Origin of the sequence: Conexibacter sp. DBS9H8, assembly GCF_023330685.1 — a bacterium.
Classification (GTDB): Bacteria; Actinomycetota; Thermoleophilia; order Solirubrobacterales; family Solirubrobacteraceae; genus Palsa-465.
The window spans coordinates 1906600-1930137 of record NZ_CP097128.1 but is presented as its reverse complement, the minus strand read 5'-3'; the positions used below and the strand labels follow the sequence as shown (position 1 = coordinate 1930137).

Below are 23538 nucleotides of genomic sequence, written 5' to 3'. Positions count from 1 at the left end.
TTCAGCGGCCGGGGACCTGGATCAGGATCGCGTCGCCCTGCCCGCCGCCGGAGCAGAGGGTGGCGATGCCGAGGCCACCGCCGCGGCGCTGGAGCTCGAGGGTGAGGGTGCCGATGATCCGGCCTCCGGAGGCGCCGATCGGGTGCCCGAGGGCGACCGCGCCGCCGTTGACGTTGACCCGCTCGGGGTCGATCCCGAGCATCCGCACAGTGTTGATCGCGACCGAGGCGAACGCCTCGTTGATCTCCCACAGGTCGATCTCCTCGACGCTCAGTCCGAGCTTGTCGAGCAGCTTCCGGGAGGCGAGCGCCGGCGTCCGTGCGAGCATCGGGAAGTCATCGGCCGCCTGGGCCTGGCCGAGGATCGTCGCAAGTACCGGGGCCGAGTGCTCACCTGCCCACTCCTCGGAGGCGAGCACGAGCGCGGACGCGCCGTCGTTGATGCCCGGCGCGTTCCCGGCCGTGTGACTCGCCTCACGACCGACGAGGCCGGGGAGGGCGGCAAGCCTCTCCAGCGTCGTGTCGCGGCGCGGCGCCTCATCCTGATCGACGACGGTGTCGCCCTTGCGGGAGCTGATCGTCACCGGCGCGATCTCCTCGGCGAACTTGCCGGCGTCGATCGCCGCAAAGGCGCGGGTGTGCGAGCGCAGCGCCCACTGGTCGAGCTCCGGGCGGGTCAGCTCGAGCTGGTCGCCGACCTCGGTCGCCTCGACGAACATCGCCTTGTGGCTGAACGGGTTGGTGAGACCGTCATGCTGGGTCGCATCGAGCGCCGTGACGTCGCCGAGACGGAACCCGAAGCGCGCCCCGGGCAGAAGGTAGGGGCCGTTCGACATCGATTCCTGACCGCCGGCGACCCCGACGGTGACGTCTCCGGCCCGGATCGCCTGATCGATCATCCCGACCGCGCGGATGCTCGACGCGCACACCTTGTTGATCGTCTCGGAGGAGACCTCCTTCGGGATCCCCGCCTTGATCTGAGATTGACGGCTGGGGATCTGGCCCTGCCCGGCCTGAATGACCTGCCCCATCACGACGTGATCCACCTGGTCCGGCGCGACCTGGGCACGTTCGAGCGCCGCCCTGATCGCCACGGCTCCGAGGTCGGTCGCATCGAGGCTCGCGAGGCTGCCGCCGAGCTTGCCAAACGGCGTACGCGCGGCTGAGAGGATCACTGTCTTGGGCATTGTGGGTGGTCAGCTCCCAGGGGTCGGTACGGGACGAGGGAGCCCAATCGTAGGGCCTGGGGGCCCGCCGCCGTCCCGCCCCCGGCACCGGCCGTGCGCGTCGGAGCGACGCCGGGCCGCCCGGCAGGCTCGAGGCGGCGACGGGCCGGGCCCGCACGGTCAGATCCGCAGGAGCGCGAGGAGCTCGCGGCGGAGCCAGAGCGGCCCCTCGACCCGCACGCGACGGGTGGCGAGCTTGGTCAGGGCGGCGCGCCCGCGCGGCGTGGCCGGGCTCGGCAGGCCGGCGAGCGTGACCGGACTGGCGATCACCGCGACGAGGTCGGCGAGCGTTCCCTCGAGGACGACCGCCGGATTCTCAGCCGCACCGTCTTCCACGAGGACCTCCCCCGCACGGAAGCAGACGCGGGTCGGGGGGTGGGGCCCGAGGACCCGGATCTCGAGCTCAAGGCTGAGCCGGTTGGCCCGATCAGGACGGCGTTGCACTCCGCGTTCGACGATCGCCGCGATCGCGGGGGCGAGGCCGCCCTCCCCGAGATCGCCGAGCACGACGGGGGGCGGCAGATGCCCGCTGAGATGGCCGCTGCCCACGCCCCGATCCTACTTCCAGAGCGCCGGCGGGCAGTGGTCGATGACGGCCGCAGGCCGGACCCGAGCGAGCCGGCGGCCCGGCCTGCGGACTACGATCTGCGCGTGCCGCGCCACGACACGATCGAGGGGGAGCCGCCGCAGGTCCTCGCCGCGGACGGCGACCGCGCCTCGGCCCTGACCACACCACCCGTACCGCCTGCGCCCGCCGGGCCAGCGCCAGCCTCCCCCCCACCGCCGGCCCTCGCCGCCCCACCCGCCTCGGTGCCCCTTCCCCTCCGTGAGGCGCCGCCGCCGCTGCGCCACAACCCGATCGCGTTCTGGCGCTTTGCCCGCCACCACCGGATGCTCCGCTGGGCCTACGTGCCGCTGATCGCCCGCTGGGCGTGGCTGAAGCTCCGCTATCGCGGCCGCTTCGTGACGGATGGGCTCTGCTTCGTCCTGCCCGGCGTCCACCTCGAGATCGGACCGGAGGCAAAGGTGATCATGGGCCGCTGGTCGTGGCTCGGGCACGGGACGAAGGTGCGCGCCCATGAGGGCGTGATCGAGATCGGCGCCAAGTCCGTCCTCGGCCAGGAGTGCACCCTCTCCTGCTACCAGCACATCCGGATCGGGCGCGAGTGCATCATCGCCGACCGGACGATGATGATCGACTTCGACCACGGGATGGTCGACACCGAGCGGCCGATCCGGGAGCAGGGGATCTACAAGCGCGACGTCCACGTCGGCCACAACGTCTGGATCGGCTACGGTGCCTGCCTCCTGCGCGGCGTCCGCGTCGGCGACAACGCGGTGATCGGCACCTCCGCGGTTGTCACCCATGACATCCCCGACAACGCCGTCGCCGGCGGCGTACCCGCCCGGGTCATCCGCCTCCGGGACGCGCCCCAGACCTTCCGCTGGGGCTGAGCGCGCCCGCGCCAACGATTGGCGCCACCCGGCGGGCGCGGCCGCTCAGCGGTCGAGGTCTGGGGCGAGGTTCGCGAGGGCGGGCTCGGTGAGCCGGCCCGTGAGCGCGTCGGCGAGGCCGCGCAGGTGCCCGTGGAGGCGCTCGCGCGGATAGTCGCCCGCCCAGCCGCGGTAGGCGAGGAACGTCCAGTCCGAGGCCTGGGCGGCGAGCAGCTCCCGCAGCGCCCGTGGAGAGGGTCGCCCCGGCGCGGCGAAGGCGCGCAGCTCGGCGGACCTGAGCCGGAAAGCCAGGTCCGCCGCCGGGCCGCTTGACCAGGTGCGAAGGTCACCGCCCTCCCCCCAGGAGACGGCGGGGACCGCCGACGGTTCCGGGGCGCGCCCGGGCGCCACGTCGATCTGCTCGGGGCGGAGGATCCCGAGGCCGACGCGGTCGGCCTCGGCGAGCACGGCCGCCAGCCACTGCGGACCCTCACACCACCAGTGACCGAGCAGCTCGGTGTCGAGGGCGAGGGTGCAGATTCCGCCCTCGGCCACGCGCGCGCAGACGGCGGCGACGAAGCGGACGCCGTCGCGGGCGGCTGCGGCGGCGGCCCGGTCGGGGTCATAGACGGTGCCGTCGTTGGCCCAGATCCGATGGTGGCGCGGGGTGAGCCGGCCCCGCGCCCGGTACTCGGGCGCGCTCGGGTATCCGGTCTCTCCCCAGACGAGATCGATGATCGTGCGGTCGACCGGCCACAGCCACGGCCCCTCGGCGGTGGCGAGCGGACGGCCGGGGTCGACGCCCGGCCACTGCACACAGCAGTGGTGCACGCCGGCGGACTCGAGATGTCCGTTGAGCCACGGCGCATAGGCGCACTCGGGCAGCCAGAACCCACCGTCCCAGTCCCCGCTGCGGCGGCGGTGGGCGCCGACGCCGAGCTCGAGCTGGAGGGTGACGCTGTCGTCGAGAGCGAGCAACGGGAGGATCGCGTGGGTCGCGCTGCTCGTCCACGCCGAACGGCCGGCGAGGGCACCGAGCAGTCCGCCCTCGGCGGTGAGGGACGCGAGCCGGACGGAGGCGGTGCGGTAGTCATCGCGCGAGCGCTCGAGGGCGCGGAGCGCAGCCGGCTCCTCGGCGTAGTGCTCGAGATCGAGAGCGTGGGAGGCCTCGCGGGTCTCGTCGAGGAACCGCTGGGCGCGCCCGATCGCGCCCGCCGCCTCGAGCTGATCGGCGAGGACGGGAGTGAGGGACAGGGTGACCCGCGGGTCGAGGACCTCCAGCAGCGGCAGGTAGCTTGTGGCGATCGCCTCCCACAGCCACTCCTCCCCGAACGGCCAGGTTCCGAACCCCTCGACGTAGGGCATGTGGGTGTGCAGGACGATCGCGAGCACCCCCGCGGACTGAGAGGTTCGGGCCGGCATGGTTCAGCGACAGATCGCGAGAAAGTCGAGCGCGTGATCGAGGCGCCCGGGCGCGAGGCGGAAGTCGGTGGCGGCGATCGCCGGGGTGAACCGGTCGTAGAAGGGCTTGGTGAGACCGAGCCGGGGATGGATCCGGTCCCAGCCGAGGGCGAGGGCCCGCTCGTGCACGGCGAGCTTGCGGGCGTGGAAGAGGCCGAGCAGCTCGACGGAGGCGAACACCCCCCGGCACAGCTCGGCGAACTCGTCGGCCCGGTACTCCTTGATGTGCCACGGGTTGTCGGACTTTTCCGCACCGGCGGGGGCGAGGGTGAGCAGGTTCGGGGTGGAGATGTAGGCGACCCCGCCGGGCGCGAGCAGGCGCCGGAAGTGGCCGAGCACGGCGGCGGGATCCTGCACGTGCTCGATCGTCTGTAAGAACACGACGGCGTCGAAGCTGCCGGGGCGACCGTAGGTCTCCACGAGCCCGCGCTCGAAGCGCAGCGACGCGGCGCGATAGCGCAACCGGGCGTGCTCGTGAGCCTCGGGGTTGGCGTCGACCCCGACGACGCTCGCCGCGGTCCCGGCGAGCACGCTCGATCCGTACCCCTCCCCGCAGGCCATGTCGAGGACCCGCTGGCCGCCGACGCGACGGGCGATCCACGCGTAGACGGCAAGGTGGCGCCGGTACCAGTAGTTCTCCGCCGGGACGTCGGGCAGCGTCCGCTCGCCGGTGAGCGACAGCGGCGGAACGCCGGCCGACTGGTTCTCCTGGAGGTAGATCGTGGGCGCGCTCATGGCCAGGCGACAGGGTAATGTGCGGCGGTGATGACAGTCCTCTCCCCCGACGAGATCCGTGATGTCAACACCCGCTACCACGACGTCGCCGCCGCCGGATATGACGCCAAATGGGGCATCGATTTCGGTGAGGTCGGCCAGCGCCAGGTGGTCAGCAAGGTCGCCAAGGTGTTCACGCCGGCGGTGCTGAGCCAGGGGTTCGGGCGGGCGCTGGAGATCGGAGCCGGGACCGGCTACTTCAGCCTCAACCTCAAGCAGGCGGGCGTGATCGACGAGCTCGTCTGCACCGACATCTCCCCCGGCATGGTCGAGGTCCTCAACGCCAACGCCGGCCGCCTCGGTCTCGGCGCGGTCTCGGCGACCCGGGCGGACGCGGAGTCGCTCCCCTTCGCCGACGCCTCCTTCGACCTCGTTCTCGGGCATGCGGTCCTCCACCACCTCCCCGATCTGCACCGTTCCTTCAGCGAGTTTCACCGGGTGCTGCGACCGGGCGGGCGGATCCTGTTCGCCGGCGAGCCCTCCCGGGTCGGCGATCGGATCGCACAGGTTCCCAAGCGGACCGCCGGCGTGCTCGGGCCGATCTGGCGCCGGGCGGTCGGCGCGCCACCGCCACCCCCCCAGAGTGACCCCGATCCCGACCACGTGCACGACCACAGCCTCGAGGCGTTCGTCGACATCCACGCCTTCATGCCCCAGGACCTCTCGCGGATGGCGCGCCGGGCGGGGTTCTCGGCGGTGACCGTGCGCGGAGAGGAGCTGCTCGCCAACTGGTTCGGGTGGTTCAACCGGGTGCTGGAGACCCACGCCGACCCGGCTCAGGTGCCGATGCTCTGGCGCCAGTATGCCTTCCACGGATACCTCGCGCTGCAGCGCGTCGATCGGGTCGCCCTCGAGCCGCGGTTACCGCCGTGGCTGTTCTACAACCTGCTGCTCAGTGCCCAGCGCCCCGACGCATGAGCTCCCGCGCGCGATGACCACCTCTGGGCGCGTCGAACCTGAGTTTCCGCTGTTCCCGCTCGGGCTCGTGACCGTCCCCGCCGAGGCGGTCCCGCTGCACATCTTCGAGGAGCGGTACAAGACGATGATCGGGCTCTGCGTCGCCGAGGATCGCCCGTTCGGGATCGTCTGGCTCGCCGAGGACGAACTGCACCGCGTCGGCTGTGCCTGCCGGGTCGAGGAGGTGCTCGAACAGCTCCCGGACGGTCGCATGAACATCCTCGCCCGGGGCGTCGAGCCGATCGAGGTGATCGAACGCCAGAGCCACCTCCCCTACCCCTCGGGGGTGGTGGCCGTCCTTACCGACACGCCCGAGACACCCGATCTCGCCCTCGCCGCGGAGGCGCGCTCAGCCTACCGCGAGCTCGTGGAGCGGGCGACCGGCCGTGAGCTGGAGGCGGGCGAACTCGCGGCGATGAGCGCCTACGCGATGGTCGCGACCGTCGAGTTCGGGCTCGAGGCCAAGCAGGGCCTGCTCGAGTTGCGGTCGGAGAACCGCCGGCTCAACCTCGCCCTGCGCCTGTTCCGGGCCGCGATCAAGCGGCTCGACTTCATCGACCTCGCTCAGACCCGGGCCCGTTCCAACGGCAAGGTCCGCTTCGGCTGAAAGCGGCCGCGCCGCTAGCGGCGCGGCATGAACTCGGGGATCTCGAGCTCCTGGCCGGAGCTGCGGGGCCGCTCCCGCCGGTCGCTGAGGCGGATCCGGTCAGGCCGTTCGGCCGCCCGCTCGCGGGCGGCGGACACCCGCTCTGAGGCCCGCTCGAGCGGACGGTCGATCGCCCGGGGTCGCGGCTCGCCGTAGCGGGTGGCGACGACGGTCACCCACACCTGATCGTCACCGAGACTCTCATCGACCATCGCGCCGAAGATGATGTTCGCGTCCGGGTGCGCGGCCTCCGCGACGGTCTTGGCCGCCTCGTTGACCTCCCACAGGGAGATGTCGCTGCCGCCGGTGATCGAGAGCAGGATGCTGCGGGCACCCTCCATGCTCGTCTCCAGCAGCGGACTGGAGACCGCCGCCTGGGCCGCCTGGATCGCGCGCTCCTCGCCGGTTCCCATGCCGATGCCGAGCAGGGCGTTGCCGGCATCGGTCATCACCGTGCGGACGTCCGCGAAGTCGAGGTTGATCAGCCCGGGCAGGGTGACGAGATCGGAGATCCCCTGCACCCCCTGACGGAGGACGTCATCGGCGACACGGAAGGCCTCGACCATGGAGGTGCGCCGGTCGAGCACGGACAGGAGCCGGTTGTTCGGAACGACGATGAGGGTGTCGACCTCGGCGGCGAGCGCCTCGATCCCCGCCTCGGCCTGGTCGCGCCGGCGACTGCCCTCGAACTGGAACGGGCGGGTGACGATGCCGACGGTGAGCGCCCCGAGTTCACGGGCGATCTGAGCGACGATCGGGGCGGCACCGGTCCCGGTGCCGCCACCGGCCCCGGCGGCGACGAAGACCATGTCCGAGCCGCGCAGGATCGCCTTGATCCGGTCATAGTCCTCGCGCGCGGCCTGACGGCCCAGTTCGGGGTTGGCACCCGAGCCCAGCCCGCGGGTGATCGAGTCGCCGATATGCAGCGTCTGGTCGGCGGCGGACTGCTGCAGGGACTGCAGGTCGGTGTTGATCGCGATGAACTCGACCCCGTGCACCTGCGCCTCGATCATCCGGTTGACGGCGTTGACGCCGGCACCGCCGACCCCGACGACCCGGAGCACCGGGCTGCCGACCGGGCGCGGCGCCGAGAAGTGCTCGGTCATGCCGTGGTGGGCGTAGGGGTCGTGGGCGGGAGCCGCCACGGCGGCCGGTGCCGCCGGCGCGGGTGGCGTCACCCGGGCGGGCGGGACGGCAGCGGCCGGCGCCGCGGGCGTCGGGCGTCCCGGACCCGCCATCAGGTCGTCGGGCAGCTCGGAGGAGAAGGCGTGGCGGAGGCGCTCCTGGGGGGTCGGCACCGCCGGCCGGGCGAACGTCGACTCAACGGTCGCGGATTCGACGAGGGCCGGGTGGGGCAGCGGACGGGTCTCGGCCCCGGGCGGGGCGGGGGCCTGAGGCCCCGCGGACAGGGCTCGCGGCACCTCGGTTCCCGGCAGCGCGGGCTGGCCCTCGGCCTCACCCGCATCATCGGCGGTCTTGCGGAACAGCTGGGAGAGCGGTCCCTCGCGCATGCTCGCCCGCTTAGCGTTGGACATCGGACAGGACCTCCTTGGCGAGCTGTCGGTAGCTGTGCGCCGCCATGCCGTCGGGATCGTACTTGAGGACAGACATACCCTTCACCGGCGCCTCGGCGAACCGCACGGTGCGGCGGATCCGTGAGGCGAACACCCGCTCACCGAAGTTCTCCTCGAGCAGCTCGATCGCCTCCTTGGCGTGCAGGGTGCGGGTGTCGACCATCGTCGGGAGGATGCCCTCGATCTCCACGTCCGGGTTGAGGTTCTCGCGGATCATCGCGAGCGTGTTCTGTAGCTGGATCAGGCCGCGCATCGACAGATACTCGCACTGGACGGGGACGATCACCCTCGAGGCGGCGGTCAGGGCGTTGATCGTGAGCAGACCGAGGCTCGGCGGCGTGTCGATGAAGACGAAGTCGTAGTCCTCCTCGACGTCGCGGAGCGCGCGCTGCAGGGAGCGTTCGCGGCCGATCATCGTGGACATGGCGATCTCGGCCCCGGCCAGGTCGATCGAGGCGCAGGCGACGTCCACCTCCCGCTTGGCGATCACCTCGCGAATCGGGGTCTTGTGGACGAGGACGTCGTACATCGACTTCTCCAGGGTGTCCGGGTCGATGCCCTGGGACATGGTGAGGTTGCCCTGGGGATCCATGTCGCAGCAGAGGACGCGGTGGCCCTCCTCTGAGAAAGCGGCGGCGAGGTTGAGCGTCGTCGTCGTTTTGGCGACGCCACCCTTCTGGTTGGCGAACGCGATCACCTTGTTCACGAGGGTGCCCTCCGGGAGCGTGCAGAAGCTGGCGACATCACTGGCGCTCCTATTCGCAGGCGCGGGGCCGATTCCTTCAACTATCGTCGGTTCGCCGTGCCCGCGCTGCTCGATCATCGCCTCATCTTCGTCACCGGCAAGGGCGGGGTCGGTAAGACCACGATCGCCCGCGGACTCGGGCTCCTCGGCGCCCAGCAGGGACGCCGGGTGATCATCGCCGAGCTGACGCCGACCTGCCCCGAGGGGGGGATCGCGGAGATCGAGCTCGACGAGAACCTGTTCTTCATCGCCGTCGACCCGCAGGCGGCGATGGAGGAGTACCTGCGGATCAAGGGGGGCGCCGTCGGAAGCGTGCTCGCCCACTCGCGACTGTTCGCCACGCTGGCGATGGCGACCCCCGGCCTGCGCGAGCTGCTCGGGATGGGCAAGATCTGGGAGCTGGCCCAGCTCGAGCGGCGTACCCGAGATGGCGACGCCTACGACCTCGTCGTCGTCGACGCGCCGGCGACCGGGCACGGCGTCGCCGCGTTGCGGACACCGCGGGTGTTCGCCGATACCGCCCGCGTCGGCCCGATCGCCGCCCACGCGGCGGCAATCGCCACGACGATCGCCGAACCGGACTTCACCGCCGTCGTCGCGGTGACGGTCGCCGAGGAGATGCCGGTCCGGGAGACCCTCTCACTCGCCGACACGCTCGCCGACGACGGCCTCCAGCTCGACGCCGTTGTCCTCAACCAGCACCGGGCCGCTCGCTTCAGCGCAGAGGAGGACGAGCAGATCGCCGCCGCGCTCGCCGCCCGCAGTCCGATCCGCCCGGGTGACGCCGTGGCCGGAGCCCTCAGTGCCGCCCGATCGGCCCGGGCGCGGGCCGAGGCCCAGCGCGAGCACGCCGACGCCCTCACCGCGCGCTTCGGGGATCGCCTTGTGCGGGTTCCGGCGCTCAGCGACGATCCGGAGGGCCTCGCACCGGCGGTCGCCCACGCGCTCGTGAAAGGGTTGTAGATGAACGTGCCCGAGCTGCTCGCCGGACGGCGGATCTGCGTCTGCGCCGGCTCCGGAGGGGTCGGCAAGACGACGACCTCGGCGGTGATCGGCCTCGGCATGGCGGCCCGGGGCCTGCGCGTATGCGTGATCACGATCGACCCGGCGCGCCGGCTCGCCACCGCCCTCGGGCTGAATGAGCTCTCCAACGAGCCACGCCGGGTCGACGTCGCCCGCTGGCGGACCGGGCTCACCCCGGGCACCGGAGACCCGCCGGGGACCGCGGCGGACGTCGAGCCGGCCGCCGGTGAACTGTGGGCGATGATGCTCGACCCGAAGCAGACCTTCGACGACCTGATCGACGCCGCCGCACCAACCGTCGAGCGGGCCGCCGCGATCAAGGCAAACGGCATCTACCGGCAGCTCTCCTCGGCGGTCGCCGGCTCCCAGGAGTTCACCGCGGTCTCCAAGCTGTATGAGCTCGCCCAGTCGGACCGGTTCGACCTGCTCGTGCTCGACACCCCCCCGGCCCGGAACGCGCTCGACTTCCTCGAGGCACCCCAGCGGCTCACCGGATTCCTCGATGGCCGCGCCCTGCAGGCGCTCGCGCGCCCGACCGGACTCGGCGTGCGGCTGCTCGGGGTCGGCGCCGCGCCGTTGCTGAGCGGCCTCAAGCGGATCACCGGGCTTGACCTCGTCTCCGACATCACCACCTTCCTCGGGCTCCTCGGTCCGATGGCCGAGACCTTCGGCCACCGGGCCCGAGCGGTGGAGGCGCTGCTGCGCTCCCCGGAGACCGCGTTCCTGTTGATCGCCTCCGCCCAGGCCGGCTCGATCGACGAGGCGGTCTGGTTCGCCGAGTCGCTCGAACGTCGCCAGCTCCCCTTCAGCGGCGTGATCGTCAACCGCTTCCACCACGATCTCGTCGGCCCGACCCCCCTCGGGGATCTCGAGGCCGCCCTCACCGCCGCCCTCGGGGGCGACACCGACCTTGCCGTCCGGGTCGCCGAGACGATGGCGGCGTACCACGCCCTCGCCGTCCGTGACGACGCGGAACTGGACCGCCTCCGGACCCGCCTCGGCGAGGTTCCGCTGCTCGCCGTCCCCCAGTTCGATGCCGAGATCACCGACGTCTCCGGCCTCGCCCGCATCCACGCCTACCTGTTCGGGTCCGAGGCCGAGCGGGCGGCGCTGATCGCGACGCTGACCGCCTGAACGACGCCCGCAGCCCGGCGCCACGGATACCCCTGCGAAACAGATCTACCGATGCAGAATGGGGGCAGAACGGTTAGTTTACCGGCGATGCACCCCACTAACACCTATGCAGATCGCCGGGCGGGGACTCAGCGGCGACGCCGCAGCACCGCGGTCCTGGCCGGAACCGCGGCGGTCCTCGCCCTCGCCGGCTGTGGCGCGTCGGCGAGCGCCACGAGCCACGCGGTCGCGACGTCGACGGCGCCGCCGGCGGCCACCGCAACGGGGACCGCAGCCAGCGGCGGCGCGGCGGCCGGAAACGCAAGCGCCACCCACAGCGGGAACGTCGTCGTGCTCTCCGCCGGTTCTCTCGACACCGTTCTCACCGACACGGTCGGACCCGCCTTCCACCGGGCGACCGGATACACGCTCGTCGACACATCGGGCGGATCGGGCACGCTTGCGGCCGACATCAAGAACAAGGTCGACGCCGCCGACGTGTTCATCAGCGCCGCACCGTCGATCAATGCGACCCTCGAGGGTGGCGCGAACGGCAACTGGGTGTCCTGGTACGCGACCTTCGCCTACTCTCCCTACGTGCTCGGGTACTACCCCAGGAGCCGGTTCGCCAAGGCGCTGAGGACGCGGCCGTGGTACGCCGTCGTCACCCTCCCCGGGTTCCGGCTCGGGCGTACCAACCCGACCCAGGACCCCGGTGGCGTGCTCGCTGTGGCCGCCCTGAAGACTGCGGCGCGCCGCTACCACCTGCCCACCCTGGCCAGGATCGCCGCCGACCCGTCAACGGAGTACGAGGAGACGGCCGAGCAGGCCGGAATCGAGAACGGTCAGCTCGACGCCGCCTTCATGTATGAGGCCGACGCGATCTCCCAGCACAGCCCGTACGTGCCCCTCACCGGCGCCCCCGAGCGGGGGTACTACACGATCACCCTGCTCAACCGCGCTGCGCACACGGCGGCGGCGGAGGCGTTCATCCGCTTCCTGCTCAGCCCTGCGGGACAGCGGGCGTTCACCGCCGACCGGTTCGGGGTCGTCTCGCCGGCGCGCGTGGCCGGATCGGGCGTTCCCGCCGCGCTCGGGAGCCTGCTGGGCAAGTGACGAGGACACGGGCGCCGCGCGCGCTGTATCTGCTCGGCGCCCTCCTCATCCTCTACCTCGGCTTCCCGGTCGGCGCGTTCCTGTACCGGGCGGCGACCGGGCACAACGAGGGCTGGAGCGCACCCGGACTGTTCGCCGCCCTCCGCGTCTCGACGGAGGCGGCATCGATCTCCCTGGCGATCGGGCTCATGACCGCGGTACCGCTCGCCTACCTGCTCGCCCGCCGGCGCGGCATGCTGGCAGGCACGGTCGCGGTGCTCGTGCAACTGCCGCTCGCCGTCCCGCCGTTGATCAGCGGCATCCTGCTCATCTACGTGATCGGGCCCTACACGTTCCTGGGCCAGCACAGTGGTGAGCAGCTCACCCAGACCTTCATCGGGGTCGTCATCGCGATGTCGTTCGTGTCGACGCCGTTTCTGTTCGTCGCCGCGCGCAGCGCCTTCCGCGCCGTCGACCCGGCCCTGGCCGAGGTCGCCGCCACCCTCGGGCATGGACGCCTGTCGCGCTTCCTCCGCGTCGAGGTGCCCGCCGCCTCGGAGGGACTGCGGGCGGGCGCAATCCTGATGTGGCTGCGTTCCTTCGGCGAGTACGGGACCGTCGTCGTGCTCGCCTACCACCCCTACACCCTTCCGGTGTACGCGGAGAACATCTTCTCCTCCGCCCCGCTCAGCCAGGCGGAGGCGCCGACACTGCTCGCCCTCATCGTCGCCGTCGTCGCGATCCTGCTTGGGCGGCTGCGCCGTCCCCGCCGGACGGTCCGGCGAGAACCGTCCCTCCCCGTCGCCGAGGCCCCGGGGACGATGGCCGCCGTGCCGGTCGCGTTCACGATCGCGACGAGGGTCGGCAGCTTCCGGCTCGGGCTCAGCCACCGGGCGAGCGCCCATCGGCTCGCCGTCGTCGGACCGTCCGGGTCGGGCAAGTCGATGACCCTGCGCACCCTCGCCGGTCTCCTCGGCCCTCAGGCGGGCCGCGTCCACTACGGCGGCGTGGAGATGACCGCCGCGGCGCCGGAGGCCCGTCGGCTTGGGTACGTCCCTCAGGGTTACGGCCTGCTCCCGGGCCACAGCGTGTGGGACCAGCTCACCTTCGGGGTCCATGCCCGCCCGGCGCGGGCGGCCTGGTGGCTGGAGACGCTCGGGCTCTCCGGGCTCGCCCAGCGGCGTCCGGAACAGCTGTCGGGTGGACAGCGCCAGCGGGTCAGCCTCGCCCGGGCGCTCGCCGGCGACCCGCACCTGCTGCTCCTCGACGAACCGTTCTCCGCCCTCGATGCGCCCGTCCGCTCCCAGCTGCGCCGCGAGCTGCGCCGTCTCCAGCTCGAACACAACCTGTCCACGGTCATCGTCACCCATGATCCGGAGGAGGCGGCGATGCTCGCGGACGAGATCATCGTGATGGGTGACGGCGCCATCCTGCAGGCGGGCCCGTGCGCGGAGGTGTTCCGCCACCCCGCCACCGTGGCGATCGGAGAGCTGCTCGGAGTCGAGAACCTCGGGACCGGCGTCTGGGGCCCGGGCGCCGGTGAGGTGACCCTCGCGCCCGACCTCGTCGTCGAGATCGACGAGGCGACGCAGGCCAGGGCGACGCCGACCGAGTCAACGGCGGCTGGGGCGACGCCGAGCGGAGACACGCCGGGCGGGCGGCTGCTGTGGCGGATCGCGCCGACGGCGTTGGCGCTGTCGGCCCTGGAGGAGCCGGGCGCCGGGCGGCCCGCCACGGCGGCCGACCTCAACCTCGAACTCGGGCCCGGGACGATCCTCGACGTCATCGACCTCGGCGTCAGCGTCGAGGTGATCGTCGCCCTCAGCGCCGGACCGCAGCTGCGGCTGCGCCGCCCTACCCCGCCGGCCATCGAGCGGGGCAGCCGAGTCAGCGTCAGCGCCCGTCGCAGCGGTCTGACCGTCTGGTCCGCTCCCCCGGGGCCCGCCACCACCACCGCCGGTGCCGGTGTCCGATGACCGCGGGGGTGCCCGGTACCGGTGCCACCGGGGTGTACTAGTCTGCGGTGTGATGAGCCCCGGGAGCCTGCTGGACATCGACCGGGCGCTCGCCCTCATTCTCGAGCGGACGGCACCGCTCGAGGCGGAGGAGGTCGCCAGCGCCGATGCGGACGGTCGCTACCTCGCCGAGGATCTCCGCGCCGCCATCGATCTTCCCCCGTTCACCAACTCGGCGATGGACGGCTATGCGCTGCGCAGCGCCGATACGCCGGGGACGCTCGCCGTCGCGGGCGAGTCCGCCGCCGGCCGGCCCGCCGAGACCAGCCTCACCCCCGGGGCGGCGATCACCATCTCCACCGGTGCGGCGTTGCCGGACGGCGCGGACGCCGTCGTGCCGATCGAGGCGACCGAGGCGGCCGATGAGACGGGTGCCGTCCGGGTGCCGCGGGCGGTCGCGCCCGACGCGAACGTTCGCCACCGCGGATCGGACATCTCCGCCGGAGCGCCCCTGCTGAGCGCCGGCGCGCGGATCGGTCCGGCCCAGATCGCCGCTCTCATCTCCGCCGGGCATCCCCGCGTGCACTGCCGGCGGCGACCGCGGGTGGCGATCCTCGCCACCGGCAGCGAACTGCGCCCGGCCGGGGAGATCCTCGCGCCGGGGGAGATCTACGACTCCAACGGGCCGATGCTCGCCGCCGCCCTCCGCCGCGCCGGCGCCGTCGTCACGGTGGTGCCCGCCGCCGCCGACACCGTCGACGCCCACCGTGAGGCGTTCACCCGCGCCCTCGAGCATGACGTCGTGATCAGTTCCGGCGGTGTCTCGGTCGGCCCCCATGACCTCGTCCGCGGAGTCGGCGCCGCCCTCGGCGTCGAGGAGGTGTTCTGGCGGGTCGCGTTGCGCCCCGGCAAACCGCTCAGCTTCGGGACGGCCGGGCGCACGCTCGTGTTCGGGCTGCCGGGCAATCCGGTCTCCACCCTCGTCTGCTGGGCGCTGTTCGTCGCGCCGGCGGTCGCCGCCCTTCAGGGTGCCCCCGCACCCCGGCCCGCCTACGTCCGGGCCCCGCTCGCCACCGCGTATGCACGCAACCCGGAGCGGGACGAGATGATCCGGGTGATCCGCGATCCGTCCGGCGGGCTCGTGCCCGCCCGCGGCCAGCAGTCCCATCAGATCTCGATCACCGCGCTCGCAGACGGCCTCGCGCGCATCCCGGCGGGCTCGGGTGACCTGCCCGCCGGCAGCACCGTCGACTACCTCAGCCTCAGCATCGGACCGTGAGCGAAAAGCTGAGCCTGGGAGAGGCGGCCAAGGCGCTCGGCGTCAGCGTCGACACGCTGCGACGCTGGGATCGCACCGGCAAGATCGTCACCGAACGGGATGCGCGCAACCGCCGCGTCGTCTCCGCGACGGAGGTCGAGCGGCTCACCCGACGCCCGAACCGGCACGTCACCGGGACCGAGTTCTCGGCCCGCAACCGGTTCCCCGGGATCATCCGCTCGGTCGAGGTCGACGGCGTGATGGCGCTTGTCGAGATCGAGGCGGGCGACTTCCTCGTCACGGCGGCGATCACGCGGGACTCCGTGGAGGAGCTCGGGCTCGCGCCCGGGCTGCCCGCCACCGCGACCGTGAAGGCGACCTCCGTGATGGTCAACATCGACCGCTGAGGCCCGCTCCGGTGGTCCGGAGAACCGGTCCGGGCAGGCTCGCCCGCCGACCGGTCACCCGCCGATGTAGGACATCTCCACCTTCGCGTGGTGCCCCTGCCCGCTCGCTCGCTGCTCGGAGTAGCGGTCCGTGCGAGCCCTCCAGATCCGGCTGATCTGCGCGTCGAGCTCGTCGTCGTCGACGCCGGCCCGCAACGGCCCGCGCAGATCGTGGCCGACGGCGGTGAACAGGCAGGTGTACAGGCGGCCGTCGGCGGACAGCCGGGCACGGCTGCAACTGCCACAGAACGGCTGGGTGACCGAGGTGATCAGGCCGATCTCACCCGCGCCGTCGCGATAGCGGTACCGGGCGGCGACCTCCCCCGGGTAGGCCGCGTCGACGGGCTCCAGCGGCCAGCGGGCGTGGATGCGGTCGCGGATCTCGGCGGCGGGTACGACCTCCTCGAGCTGCCATGCGTTCGTCGAGCCAACGTCCATGTACTCGATGAAGCGGAGCGTGTGGCCGCGCTCGCGGAAGCAGGCGGCCATCGGCAGGAGCGCGTGCTCGTTGACGCCACGCTGGACGACCATGTTGACCTTGACCGGGGCGAGGCCGGCGGCTGCGGCGGCGTCGATCCCGGCGAGGACGCGAGCGACCTTCACCGACACGCCGTTCATCGCCGCGAACGTCGGATCGTCGAGGGCATCGAGGCTGACGCTGACGCGGTGCAGGCCGGCTGCGGCGAGCTCGGCGGCACGGGCGGCGAGCAGTGAACCGTTGGTGGTCAGCGCGACGTCGACAATCCCCTCGATCGCCACGAGCATCCGGATCAGGTCCGGCAGGTCGCGGCGCAGCAGCGGCTCGCCGCCGGTGAGCCGCAGCTTCGTCACGCCGTGACGGGCGAACGCGCGGGCGATCCGGGTGATCTCCTCGAAGCTCAGCAACTCGGCGCGGGGCAGGAAGGCAAAGCCGGGACCGAACACCTCCTGGGGCATGCAGTAGCGGCAGCGGAAGTTGCAGCGATCCGTCACCGAGATCCGCAGGTCGCGCACGGGGCGCTGGAGACGATCGACCATCACCCTAAGGGTAGGATCAGTTCCCGTGACGATCAAAGTACGGCTGTTTGCGATCCTGCGGGAACGGGCGGGAACCGACTCGCTCGAGCTCGACCTGCCGGCCGGGGCGACCGTCGCCGACGCCCTCCGAGCGCTCGCGCAGCGGCCCGGATTGGAGGCCCTTGCCCAGGGGGCGGCGCGGATCGCGGTCAACCGCGAGTACGCCGATCCGGCGACCCGGATCGGCCCCGAGGACGAGGTCGCGGTGATCCCACCCGTGAGCGGCGGGGAGAACCTCACGGAGCTGACCCGGGTCGGGGACGGCGTTCACGTCGCCATCACCGCCCAGCGGCTCGATCTCGGGCCGCTGCTGCAGTTCGTCGCCGATGAGCACGCCGGCGCGGTCATCTCCTTCCAGGGGCTGCCGCGGGACATTCCCGTGCTCGACTACGAGGCCTACGGGGAGATGGCGATCGAGCGCATGTGGGCGATCCTCACCGACTGCCGCGCCCGCCACGGCCTCTGCGCGATCGCCGCCGAGCACCGTGTCGGCGCGGTCCGCGCCTCTGAGGCGAGCATCACCATCGCCGTGTCGGCCCCCCACCGCGGTGAGGCGTTCGCCGGCGCCCGTGAGGCGCTCGACCGGATCAAGGCCGAGGTACCGATCTGGAAGGTCGAGGTCGACGCCGACGGTGCCCGAGTCCGTCCGGACGGAACGTTGCCGACATGACCGAGCGAGCGCTCACCCACCTCGACGCCGACGGCCGCGCCCGGATGGTCGACGTCTCCCCCAAGGCGGTCACCGAGCGGCGGGCGGTCGCCCGTGCCCGCGTCCGGATGTCCCCGCTGACGGCCGCCGCCGTCGCCGCCAACGACACCCCCAAGGCCGAGGCGCTCACGGTCGCCCGCATCGCCGGCATCCAGGCGGCCAAACGGACCGGTGAGCTGATCCCCCTCTGCCATCCGCTCGGGCTCAGCTTCGTCGACGTCACCGCCCGCGTCGACGCGGACGCCGGGCTGGTCGAGTTCGTCGCCGAGGCCAGCGTCACCGCGCAGACGGGCATCGAGATGGAGGCGATGACCGCCGCCGCCGTCGCCGCGCTCACCCTCTATGACATGGTCAAGGGGCTCGAGCGCGGAGTGAGCATCGAGGATGTGGTGCTGCTGGAGAAGAGCGGTGGCGCGAGCGGAACCTGGCTGCGGGAGCCCTGAAGTGCGGGCCGCGATCATCTCGATCTCGACCTCACGGTCGGCCGGAGCGGGGCCGGACACCGGTGGTGATGCGCTCGCGCGGTTCGTCACCGACACGGTCGGCGCGCAGCTGGCCGGACGGGATCTCATCACCGATGATGAGATCGTCATCGCCGCCCGGTTGCGGCACTGGTCAGACACCGAGGCGGTCGGGCTTGTGCTCACGACCGGGGGAACCGGCTTCAGCCCTCGGGACGTCACCCCGGAGGCGACGCGCGCGGTGATCGAGCGGGAGGCTCCCGGCGTCGCCGAGGCGATGCGGGCCGCCTCCGCCGCGCACACCCGCCACTGGATGCTCTCCCGCGGGGTCGCGGGCATCCGCGGCCGGACGCTGATCGTCAACTTCCCCGGGTCACCTCGAAGCATCGAGCAGGCGGGGGCGGCGATCGCCGCGGCGCTCCCTCACGCCGTCGCGCTGATCACCGGTGAGTCCGGCCCGGGGGCGAGCCACGAGCCCGCCTCCAGCAGCACCGCCTCCCACTGAGTCCGGTCGAGAGCCTCCGAGCCCGGCGCGGCGGCGAGGGTGATCTCACCGGCGTGCAGCAGCTCCCAGACGGAGGTCTCGACGGCGGCGAGCCGATCAGAGACCCGATGGCCGGGAAGGAGATCGCCGGTGAGCGCGAGCCCGTCTCCGAGGGCCATCGGTCCCGCCGCGACCCGCCCGAGAATCCGCTCCTTGAGCCGCCCGGAGACGGCGAGGGCGGCCGGGGCGGGCGGCGGCACGGACGCACTGAGAAAGGTCCCGGTGACGTCCCGGCCGCGCTTGACGGCGTTCGTCCACCCCTGCCCGAGAGCGAGCTGACCCGGGGCGAGGCGCTCACCCTCGATCACCGTCAACCGGGCCGTGCGTGGCTCGAACTCCTTGTCCTGGAGGGTGAAGATCGCGCCGGTCCGCAGCGGTTCGAGGAACCGGGCGCGGACCTCCTCGGCCCCGAGGTTGAAGGCCCGCACGATCTCTCGACCGTCCCGCAGCTCGACGTGAAAGGGCACCCCCGCCCTCAGACCTCAGCGGCCGCTTCAGCCAGCAGCTCGTCGGCGAGCCCGCGCACGTCAACGTCGAGATGCCCGCAGAGGACGTCCCGGAGGATCGCGCGGAGATGGTCGCCGACCTCATCGATGAGCGCCTCGGGCCCGCCGGCGTCACGCCAGCGCCCCTCCGCCTCACCACAGACGACGTACTGCTCGAGGGAGATCGCACGGGCCGCCCGGGCGGCCAGTTCGGCGCGACCTTCAGGCGGCGCGCAGATGACCGCCAAGCGCTGGGCGAGACGACCGGAGGCGGTGCCCTCGGGCTCGAGCAGCGCCCGCAGCGCAAGCAGGTGATCGGTCAGGCACTCGTAGGGGTCGCGCCGGTCGGCGCCGAACTCGAAGCGCGCGAGCGCCCAGCGCACCTCTCCGGCTGTCCCCTCGAGCCGACGGCCGATCAGGTTGACGAACCCGCGCAGCTCGTCCTCCTGGCCGGGGTCGACGGAGATGATCGGCCCGAGCCGCCCGACCGGGCCAATCGCCGCCGGCGTCCAGACCCCGCCGTCGACCCGGGAGAAGCCGATCGGGCCGACCCCGAAACCACCCCGGTCATAGAGGCGGAGCGCGGTGAGCAGGCGCCGGAACCGGCCGCGGGCGTCCGCAAGCGGCGGCGGGGCCGAGCGTTCCTGGGGGATCCGGGCGAGCACGAGCAGACCCCCGGATGAGAGGCCGTCGAGCAGCCCGGCCGGGGGGTCGCCCAGCAACTGCTGGCGGATGAGCGTCAGGCCGGTGCTGAGGGCAAGCTCATCTGTGCCCTCCGCGAGCGCAAGCCCGTGCAGGGGGGCGACGACCTCGGTCACACACATCCCCTCATAGAGGCAGCGCTCGAGCTCTGCGTAGGCGCGGGTGAAGCGGACCGGGTCCACCGCGAACTCGCTGCGCTCAGCGAACACCTCGGCGAGGAAGCAGCGCAGGGCAGCGTCCGCCCGGTCGCGCGGATGCTCGGGAATCCGCGCCTCTCCACGTGCGCGCAGATAGGCCTCCAGACCGTAGGAGAACTCAAGCGCCCTGGCCGCCGGGGGATAGCTGTCCAGGGCCGCGAGCAGTCCCAGCCGCGCCCGGATGAACTCGGCCGTCAGCGGTCGGTAACAGTAGAGGGATACCCCGCGCTCGCCGGCCTCGGCAACCTCAAAGGGGAGCTCGGCACCCTCCCGGATCGCGCGGGTGAGCCGGAGGGCGGCGTCGTGGGTGAAGGCCTCGAGCTGGGCCTGAAGCGTCGCGTTCTTCACCCCGCGCTGTTTCGCCGCCGGCGGCGGGGATCCTGCTTCGCGGTCAGGCCGCGGCGACGGCCTCCACGCCCGGACACGGCTCAAACAGCCAGCGGCGACCGTAGCTGCGCATGTTCTCGATCAGCGGAACGAGGGCGAGACCCTTGTCGGTGAGCGCGTACTCGACCCGCGGAGGCACCTCAGCGAACGTCTCACGGACAACGATCCCCTCTTCCTCGAGCGCCCGCAGGCGCAGCGACAGCGTCCGCGGGGAGATGCCCTCAAGCGCCCGCTCGAGCTCACAGAAACGCGACTGCCCCTCCGCGAGCGCCTTGACCAACAGCAGCGTCCACTTGCCACAGACGATCTCTGCGGTGCGACAGACCGGACAGGGCGAATCAGACGGCATCTTCGCTCAAGTCTAGCGGTCACTTCAGGAAGTAAAGCGTAGGGTGAGCCAGGTACGACGGGCCGACGCGCCGACGCGCTCACGCGCTCGGAGCGGTTCGGGCCGCTCGCCTCCCGCCTCGATCAGCCGCCAAGGCCCGACGGCGCCGCGACCGACACCATGCCGGCGTGCACGGCCGCGCCCTCACGCGCGTCGGCGAGATCATCCATCGTCGTCCCGCGCCTCCCCTCGGCGGCCACCAGGAGCTTGAAGTCGTGCGGGCTCGAGGCGACCTGGAGCGCGTCGGCGAAGCTGATCCGGCCAGCCTGGTAGTGCCCGAAGAGCGCCTGGTCGAAGGTCTGCATCCCGTAGTAGGCCCCCTCGGCGATCACCTCCTGGAGCCGGCCGGTCTGGGCGGGATCGAGGATCATGTCGCGGGCCCGTCCGGTCAACCGGAGGATCTCACAGACGCACACGCGGCCGTTGCCGTCCGGCGTGCGGACGAGCCGCTGGGAGACAACCCCGCGCAGGGTCCCGGCGAGCATCGCCCGCGCATGGTTCTGCTCATGCGGCGGGAAGAAATCGAGGATGCGGTTGACCGACTCGGGCGCGTCGAGGGTGTGCACGGTCGACATCACGAGGTGGCCGGTCTCGGCCGCCGACAGGGCGGCCCGGACCGTCTCCTCGTCCCGCATCTCACCGATCAGGATCACGTCCGGGTCTTGGCGCAGGACCCGCCGCATCGCCCGCGAGAAGCTCGCCGTGTCCATCCCGACCTCACGCTGGTTGATGATCGAGCTCCGGTCGGAGTGGAGATACTCGATCGGATCCTCGATCGTGACGATGTGGCGGCTGCGGGTCCGGTTGATGTGGTCGAGCATCGCCGCGAGCGTCGTCGACTTGCCCGATCCGGTCGTTCCGGTGAGCAGGATCAGGCCCCGCTCCTCCTCGGCGATCTCGGTGATCACCTCAGGCAGCCCGAGTTCAGCGACCGACTTGACGGTGAACGGGATGACCCGGGCGACGATCGAGATCGACCCGCGCTGACGGAAGGCATTGACCCGGAAGCGGGCGAGACCGTCGATCGCGTAGGCGAAGTCGACCTCACCGTCGGCCTCGAACTCGGCGGTCTTAGCCGGGTCGCGAAGCATCTGCGCAAGCGTCCGGACGGTGTCCTCAGGGACGAGCGGTCCGAAGTCCCCGAGCGGGGCGAGCTCCCCGTGGACCCGACCGAGCGGACGCGAGGGAACCTTGAGGTGGAGGTCCGAGCCGCCGGCCCGGACGAGCTGCTGGAGTGCTGAGTGGAGGTCGAACATCTCCGATCCGTTATCGGCAGCAGCCCCGGAGAGGCTGAGCGTCCCCGGTGGAGGGCCGGACGCCCGTCCGATGCCCGCGCAGGAGGCGACGGCGGGCCCGGGCGGGCCCGCCACGGGGAATCAGGCGACGTCGCGGAGCTTCTGCGCCTCCGCGAGGGACTGCAGCTTCTTCAGCGACTGGTTCTCGATCTGGCGGATCCGTTCGCGGGTCACATTAAAGGTGCGGCCGACCTCGTCCAGGGTACGCGGATGCTCACCACCGAGGCCGTAGCGGAGTTCGAGCACGCGCCGCTCACGGTAGGAGAGGTTCTCCAGCGCCTCCCGCAACGCCTCCTTGGTGAGGATCTCCGCCGCCCGGTCATAGGGGGATTCGGCGCGCTCGTCCGCGATGAACTGACCGAACTCGGACTCCTCCTCGTCCCCGACCGGCTTCTCGAGCGAAACGGGCGCCTGGGCGGAGCGCTTGATCGACTCGACCTCGTCCGGCTCGATTCCGGTGACCTCAGCGATCTCCTCCGCCGTCGGCTCCCGGCCCAGCTCGGTCACGAGCTTGCGTTCGGCCCGGCCGATCTTGTTGAGCTTCTCAACGACGTGGACGGGAATCCGGATCGTCCGCGCCTTGTCCGCGAGCGCCCGGGCGATCGCCTGGCGGATCCACCAGGTCGCGTACGTCGAGAACTTGAACCCCTTGCGGTAGTCGAACTTCTCCGCGGCGCGGACGAGCCCGAGGGTCCCCTCCTGGATCAGGTCGAGAAACGGGAGTCCCTGGTTGCGATAGTTCTTGGCGATCGAGACGACGAGCCGGAGGTTGGACTCGACCATCTTCTGCTTCGCGTCGAGGTCGCCGCGCTCGATCCGCTTGGCGAGATCGACCTCCTCCTGGGCGGTGAGGAGCCGGACCTTGCCGATGTCCTTGAGGAACAACTGGAGCGAGTCCGTCGTCATGTCGGGCTTGAGGTCGAGGGCCGCCTTGGCCTTCCTGCGACCGCCCCGCTTGTCCGGAGCGCGCTCGACGTCGGCTTCGGCCTGGGCCGGATCGACATCTTCGACGAGCTCGATCTCCGCACGCTCGAGATAACCGTGCAACTCCTCAACGTCGATCTCATCGAGGTCGAGTTCCGAGATCGCGGTGCTGATCTCGGTGAAGGTGAGGACGCCCTGCTGCTGGCCGCGGTTGACCAGTCCCTTGATCTCCTCGAGTTCCTGCAGATCCGCTACTGACATCGGTTCCCTTTTTCCTCGTGTTGCCCGCTTGCCGGCTCGGCCGGCGACACCCGGGAGGGGCCACGTGCGTTTCCGTGGCCGCACGCCGCCGACTCACACATTCCCATCGATTCTAGGCAGGTGCCCGACGGTGCTCCGGACAACGGCCTCCGTGACGCTCAGGATGTACTACCGCGGTCAGGCCCAACCGTTTCAGGAAACGACGAAAAAGTCGGCAGCGAGCCCGATGGCCGCGCCGTGAGCTAAGCTGCGCAACTGCACATAACGCCGAACGTCGCCCCGTCCACGGAGCGACGACGGGGGAACCAACGCGGAGGTCACGCTGCCTCCGCAGGGGCGAATCGAGGTGGCCGTCACCTTGTAGCGCACACGCGCGAGCCCGTCAGCTCACCTCGTAGGCCCTCCGTGCCACACAACTTCATG

At 71.7% G+C, this 23538-nt stretch carries 24 protein-coding genes and 1 riboswitch; of the genes, 12 read left to right on the top strand and 12 right to left on the bottom strand.

The annotated features are described in order from the left end of the window. Window position 1 precedes the first annotated feature (1 nt). Together M3M55_RS09150 and M3M55_RS09145 are read right to left on the bottom strand one after the other, a co-directional pair. Window positions 2-1186 carry an acetyl-CoA C-acetyltransferase gene (locus M3M55_RS09150; RefSeq protein WP_249009199.1) on the bottom strand — a complete coding sequence of 395 codons (1185 nt, stop codon included), beginning with the start codon at window positions 1184-1186 and terminating at the stop codon, window positions 2-4. Window positions 1187-1345: 159 nt separating this feature from the next. Next, a complete protein-coding gene (locus M3M55_RS09145; RefSeq protein WP_249009198.1) occupies window positions 1346-1774 on the bottom strand; it encodes a hypothetical protein in 429 nt (142 codons plus the stop codon). A 102-nt stretch (window positions 1775-1876) separates the two neighbouring features. On the opposite strand from M3M55_RS09145, the gene M3M55_RS09140 reads away from it, so the two are divergent. Continuing rightward, window positions 1877-2680, top strand: coding sequence for an acyltransferase (locus M3M55_RS09140; protein WP_249009197.1), 804 nt, complete (start codon window positions 1877-1879; stop codon window positions 2678-2680). A 45-nt stretch (window positions 2681-2725) separates the two neighbouring features. On the opposite strand, the gene M3M55_RS09135 is transcribed toward M3M55_RS09140, so the two are convergent. Both M3M55_RS09135 and M3M55_RS09130 read right to left on the bottom strand, forming a co-directional pair. Then, window positions 2726-4081, bottom strand: a complete 1356-nt coding sequence (locus M3M55_RS09135) for a 1,4-alpha-glucan branching protein domain-containing protein (protein WP_249009196.1) — start codon at window positions 4079-4081, stop codon at window positions 2726-2728. Window positions 4082-4084: 3 nt separating this feature from the next. Next, on the bottom strand, window positions 4085-4855 hold the full coding sequence (locus M3M55_RS09130) for a bifunctional 2-polyprenyl-6-hydroxyphenol methylase/3-demethylubiquinol 3-O-methyltransferase UbiG (RefSeq protein ID WP_249009195.1): 771 nt from the start codon (window positions 4853-4855) through the stop codon (window positions 4085-4087). 30 nt (window positions 4856-4885) lie between these two features. Here M3M55_RS09130 and M3M55_RS09125 point away from each other — a divergent pair, with 30 nt between their 5' ends. Beyond that, a complete protein-coding gene (locus M3M55_RS09125; protein ID WP_249012410.1) occupies window positions 4886-5812 on the top strand; it encodes a class I SAM-dependent methyltransferase in 927 nt (308 codons plus the stop codon). A gap of 13 nt (window positions 5813-5825) precedes the next feature. Continuing rightward, window positions 5826-6458, top strand: a complete 633-nt coding sequence (locus tag M3M55_RS09120; protein ID WP_249009194.1) for an LON peptidase substrate-binding domain-containing protein — start codon at window positions 5826-5828, stop codon at window positions 6456-6458. Window positions 6459-6472: 14 nt separating this feature from the next. Here the strand turns inward: M3M55_RS09120 and ftsZ are convergent, their stop codons facing one another. Together ftsZ and M3M55_RS09110 are read right to left on the bottom strand one after the other, a co-directional pair. After that, window positions 6473-7603: a cell division protein FtsZ gene (ftsZ, locus tag M3M55_RS09115; RefSeq protein WP_371878758.1), complete on the bottom strand. Its 1131-nt coding sequence runs from the start codon at window positions 7601-7603 to the stop codon at window positions 6473-6475. A gap of 415 nt (window positions 7604-8018) precedes the next feature. Then, window positions 8019-8894: a ParA family protein gene (locus M3M55_RS09110; RefSeq protein WP_249009192.1), complete on the bottom strand. Its 876-nt coding sequence runs from the start codon at window positions 8892-8894 to the stop codon at window positions 8019-8021. Here M3M55_RS09110 and M3M55_RS09105 point away from each other — a divergent pair. From M3M55_RS09105 to M3M55_RS09080, 6 genes are all read left to right on the top strand, one after another. After that, entirely contained in the window at window positions 8874-9779 is a 906-nt protein-coding gene (locus M3M55_RS09105) for an ArsA family ATPase (protein ID WP_249009191.1), read from the top strand. The genes M3M55_RS09110 and M3M55_RS09105 overlap by 21 nt on opposite strands. Further along, window positions 9780-10973 carry an ArsA-related P-loop ATPase gene (locus M3M55_RS09100; protein WP_249009190.1) on the top strand — a complete coding sequence of 398 codons (1194 nt, stop codon included), beginning with the start codon at window positions 9780-9782 and terminating at the stop codon, window positions 10971-10973. 87 nt (window positions 10974-11060) lie between these two features. Beyond that, a complete protein-coding gene (locus M3M55_RS09095; protein WP_249009189.1) occupies window positions 11061-12068 on the top strand; it encodes an extracellular solute-binding protein in 1008 nt (335 codons plus the stop codon). After that, window positions 12065-14023, top strand: coding sequence for an ATP-binding cassette domain-containing protein (locus M3M55_RS09090; protein ID WP_249009188.1), 1959 nt, complete (start codon window positions 12065-12067; stop codon window positions 14021-14023). Before M3M55_RS09095 ends, M3M55_RS09090 begins: the two co-directional genes overlap by 4 nt. A gap of 52 nt (window positions 14024-14075) precedes the next feature. Continuing rightward, window positions 14076-15281 carry a gephyrin-like molybdotransferase Glp gene (gene glp, locus M3M55_RS09085; protein ID WP_249009187.1) on the top strand — a complete coding sequence of 402 codons (1206 nt, stop codon included), beginning with the start codon at window positions 14076-14078 and terminating at the stop codon, window positions 15279-15281. Then, entirely contained in the window at window positions 15278-15667 is a 390-nt protein-coding gene (locus M3M55_RS09080) for a molybdopterin-binding protein (RefSeq protein WP_249009186.1), read from the top strand. The genes glp and M3M55_RS09080 overlap by 4 nt, the downstream gene beginning before the upstream one ends. Window positions 15668-15721: 54 nt before the next feature. Here the strand turns inward: M3M55_RS09080 and moaA are convergent, their stop codons facing one another. Then, a complete protein-coding gene (moaA, locus tag M3M55_RS09075) occupies window positions 15722-16723 on the bottom strand; it encodes a GTP 3',8-cyclase MoaA (protein WP_249009185.1) in 1002 nt (333 codons plus the stop codon). 25 nt (window positions 16724-16748) lie between these two features. Between moaA and moaD the strand changes: the two genes are divergently transcribed. From moaD to M3M55_RS09060, 3 genes are read left to right on the top strand one after another with little or no spacing between them, the layout of a single operon-like run. Beyond that, window positions 16749-17432: a molybdopterin converting factor subunit 1 gene (gene moaD / locus M3M55_RS09070; protein WP_249009184.1), complete on the top strand. Its 684-nt coding sequence runs from the start codon at window positions 16749-16751 to the stop codon at window positions 17430-17432. After that, a complete protein-coding gene (gene moaC, locus M3M55_RS09065) occupies window positions 17429-17914 on the top strand; it encodes a cyclic pyranopterin monophosphate synthase MoaC (RefSeq protein WP_249009183.1) in 486 nt (161 codons plus the stop codon). Before moaD ends, moaC begins: the two co-directional genes overlap by 4 nt. Before the next feature lies 1 nt (window position 17915). Continuing rightward, the gene (locus tag M3M55_RS09060) at window positions 17916-18437 is read left to right on the top strand and encodes a molybdenum cofactor biosynthesis protein B (RefSeq protein ID WP_249009182.1); all 522 of its coding nucleotides are present in this window, start codon (window positions 17916-17918) and stop codon (window positions 18435-18437) included. Here the strand turns inward: M3M55_RS09060 and M3M55_RS09055 are convergent. From M3M55_RS09055 to M3M55_RS09035, 5 genes are all read right to left on the bottom strand, one after another. Then, entirely contained in the window at window positions 18356-18943 is a 588-nt protein-coding gene (locus M3M55_RS09055; protein ID WP_249009181.1) for a hypothetical protein, read from the bottom strand. The genes M3M55_RS09060 and M3M55_RS09055 overlap by 82 nt on opposite strands. An 8-nt stretch (window positions 18944-18951) precedes the next feature. Continuing rightward, window positions 18952-20208 (bottom strand): hypothetical protein, encoded by a 1257-nt coding sequence (locus tag M3M55_RS09050; RefSeq protein WP_249009180.1) that lies wholly within the window; start codon window positions 20206-20208, stop codon window positions 18952-18954. 43 nt (window positions 20209-20251) lie between these two features. Then, entirely contained in the window at window positions 20252-20596 is a 345-nt protein-coding gene (locus M3M55_RS09045) for a helix-turn-helix domain-containing protein (protein ID WP_249009179.1), read from the bottom strand. A gap of 122 nt (window positions 20597-20718) precedes the next feature. Next, the gene (locus M3M55_RS09040; RefSeq protein ID WP_249009178.1) at window positions 20719-22005 is read right to left on the bottom strand and encodes a type IV pilus twitching motility protein PilT; all 1287 of its coding nucleotides are present in this window, start codon (window positions 22003-22005) and stop codon (window positions 20719-20721) included. A 6-nt stretch (window positions 22006-22011) separates the two neighbouring features. Next, on the bottom strand, window positions 22012-23115 hold the full coding sequence (locus M3M55_RS09035) for an RNA polymerase sigma factor RpoD/SigA (protein WP_249009177.1): 1104 nt from the start codon (window positions 23113-23115) through the stop codon (window positions 22012-22014). Between the two features lie 255 nt (window positions 23116-23370). Then, window positions 23371-23530, top strand: a riboswitch (cyclic di-AMP (ydaO/yuaA leader). Window positions 23531-23538: the final 8 nt, after the last annotated feature.